Origin of the sequence: Gemmatimonas sp., assembly GCF_044376735.1 — a bacterium.
In the GTDB taxonomy this organism is placed as follows: Bacteria; Gemmatimonadota; Gemmatimonadetes; order Gemmatimonadales; family Gemmatimonadaceae; genus Gemmatimonas.
Genome location: NZ_JBILKJ010000263.1, coordinates 1 through 2830, shown reverse-complemented (window position 1 = coordinate 2830; position 2830 = coordinate 1). Strand labels below are relative to the sequence as shown.

Annotated in this window: 3 protein-coding genes; 2 read left to right on the top strand and 1 reads right to left on the bottom strand. The window is 63.9% G+C overall.

Translation table 11 applies throughout. The features are described from left to right. Window positions 1–520 precede the first annotated feature (520 nt). A complete protein-coding gene (locus tag ACIRA7_RS16420) occupies window positions 521–799 on the top strand; it encodes an oxidative damage protection protein (protein WP_396221907.1) in 279 nt (92 codons plus the stop codon). A 479-nt stretch (window positions 800–1278) separates the two neighbouring features. On the opposite strand, the gene ACIRA7_RS16415 is transcribed toward ACIRA7_RS16420, so the two are convergent. Beyond that, on the bottom strand, window positions 1279–2277 hold the full coding sequence (locus ACIRA7_RS16415) for a 3'-5' exoribonuclease YhaM family protein (RefSeq protein ID WP_396221906.1): 999 nt from the start codon (window positions 2275–2277) through the stop codon (window positions 1279–1281). 85 nt (window positions 2278–2362) lie between these two features. On the opposite strand from ACIRA7_RS16415, the gene ACIRA7_RS16410 reads away from it, so the two are divergent. Continuing rightward, window positions 2363–2830 (top strand): MarR family winged helix-turn-helix transcriptional regulator (locus ACIRA7_RS16410; protein WP_396221905.1); only part of this gene is annotated, 468 nt, incomplete at its 3' end.

Sequence of the window (2830 nt, the reverse complement as noted above, 5' to 3'; positions counted from 1 at the left end):
ACGGAAACCGCCACCGATAAGCGATGACAGCCGGAACACGGAGACCACGGATCACACGGAAACCGCCACCGATAAGCGATAACAGCCAGAACACGGAGACCACGGATCACACGGAAACCGCCACCGATAAGCGATAACAGCCAGAACACGGAGACCACGGATCACACGGAAACAACACCGATAAGCAAAAAGCGCTTTCTGCTTATCGGTGTTGTTTCCGTGAAAATCCGTGGTCTCCGTGTTCTGGCTGTTGCGGTGCCTGTTGCGGTGCCTGTTGCGGTGCCTGTTGCGGTGCCTGTTGCGGTGCCTGTTGTGGTTCGTGACCACGCTCGGCCGTTCGGCAGGAAACGCCGGCGTCCGTGCGCGCACCACGGCTGGCGCGTTCCGTGTGCGGGGCTAGTATTCTCTGACTGGCGGCAGTGCCGTCGGTGACGTCCCACACCACCATCATTTCGCCGACCCGCACTTCTCGTGACGTCCACTCGCGAACGTGCTGACGTCCGCGTTTCGGAGTCAACGCATGGCTGATGTATCCTGCTCGCGATGTGGTCAGACCCGAGAGGGTTTCGAGCGTCCGCCGTTTCCCGGGGCTGTCGGTGCCAGAATCGTGGGGGAGATCTGCAAGGATTGCTGGGGGCAGTGGTTGAAGCAGCAGACCATGCTGATCAATCACTACGGCCTCAATGTCATGGATCCTCAGGCGCGCACGTTCCTCACGCGCAACATGGACGCGTTTCTCTTCAAGAAGGGCGATGCCGAAGACGTCGATACCACCAAGCAGGGTTCGATCACCTGGTGAGATCGTGCCATCGTGACGCGCAAACGAAACGCCCCGCCCGGATGTCTCCGGAGCGGGGCGTTCTCATGACGGCGTCGTGCCGATCAGTTCACGCCAGCGACGTAGCGGGCCAGACGACCGCAGCTCGCGCACGTCAGCGTGACGTGTGAATTCTGGGCCGGTGGATGCAGGACGGGATCACGTTCGATGTGACCCTCGCACGACGGACAGCTGAGAGGAAGTCCAGTGCGGTCGGCGGCAATCAAATGCAGCGCCTGCGCTGGGTTGTATGTGTTCGGACGTGGCTTACGCATCCCGACTCCTCGCGCAAAGAGTGCCGACCAAGATCCAGCGGCCGACAGGAAAAAATGTAAAACGCCCTTGCGGAATCCGGCACCGTCGTGGGAAAAACTTCACTTACGGGATTAACCAGCTACCGGCAGAACAACGGTTTTTGATTCGGAATCTGAGTCCAGACTGACCACGTGCAACGATTGATGTCAGTCCCATGGAGCCGGTCGGCGCCACAATTTCCGGCCCAGGCGCCACGACCGCTTGGCGGACACCTCGATGTCGGAGCCGGGGGGGAACAGCTCCGGATCGGCCAGCTCGTCGACCATATCCGTGGCCTTGGCCGACGCTTCGTCGGCCCAGTGCACGATCTCGGCTTCCACCGTCATGGGTTGCACCGGGCTGCCGAATTCGAGCGCGCCGTGGTGCGACAGAATGAAGTGCAGCAGTTCGTCGCGCTGCGCGACCGACAGCGCCAATCCCGAGTCGCGGAGCTTCCGGTCGAACATCAGGGCGCCCAGTGTCACGTGGCCCAGCAGCATGCCCGTCGGCGTATGCGCGAAGCCCTCAGGCGACGTGGAGTAGGCTTCCACTTTACCGATGTCGTGCAGCATCGCGCCGGCCACTGCGAGATCGGCGTTCGCCTTGCGCACCGTAGTGGCGATCGTCTTGGCGATCTTGGTGACCTCGAACACGTGCAGCAGCAGTCCGCCAAGCTGCGAGTGGTGCCCGTTCACCGCGCCCGGCGTGCGCTCGAAGCGCACCCGGAATTCGTCGTCCGCGAAGAACAGATCGACCGCCGCCTTGACCGTCGGCGACGTGATCTTGGCGCGCAGATCGTCGAAAGCATCCCAGACGCGCTCCGTTTCCACGTCGATGCGGGGGAGGAAGTCGGTGGGGTCGAACTGATCGGCTGGCAGCACCCGCAGTGGGGCCGACAGCGTAAGCTGCCGTTTGCCGGCACCCTTATCGCCGAACGTGCCGATGTCCCCGATCACTTGCACGACCTTGCCGCGGTCGGCGCCGAGGCACCAATCCAGCTTTTCGGACCAGATGGGCGCCGTTTCGATGCTCCCCGAGCCATTGGCCAGCGTGAGTACCACGAAGGGCATGCCCGCCTTGGTCATCTTCTCGGCGCGGTCACGCACGAGGAACTCATGTTGTACCCGGTCGCCCACGGCCGCGGTACGCAGATCGAATCTCGACATGCCGAATACTCGTGCCCCCGTCTGACGGACGGAAGGTGAGCCGGCACCCTTGCGCCGTACGCCCGGGATGGAGAGGCTTGGACGTATGGCAACCAGTGCCCGTCCTGACTCCGTGGCGTCGAAAACGCCTCCCAGCCCCGAGGCGCACGCGGTGCGTCTCGACGAGGCGGGAGCGGCGGCCCTGCGGCTGTGGGTGATCATGTCGCGCGCCCATGCGGCGATTGCGGCCCATGCGTCGGCCGACGTGGCGCGCCATGGCCTCACGCTGGCCGAGTTCGGGATTCTCGAGGCGCTCTATCATCGGGGGCCGATGCTGTTGGGCGAGGTACAGCGCCGCATCCTGGTGTCGAGCGGGGGGATCACGTTCCTGGTGGACCGCCTGACCGCGAAGGGGCTGGTCGAGCGGCGCACCTGCCAGGAAGACCGCCGTGCGCGCTATGCCGCGCTCACGCCCGTTGGGACCGAGCTGGTGTCCAGGATCTTCCCGGAGCACGCGGCGCTGCTGACCCAGGTGATGGAAGGGCTGACCGTGGAAGAGCAGTCCACGGCGGCC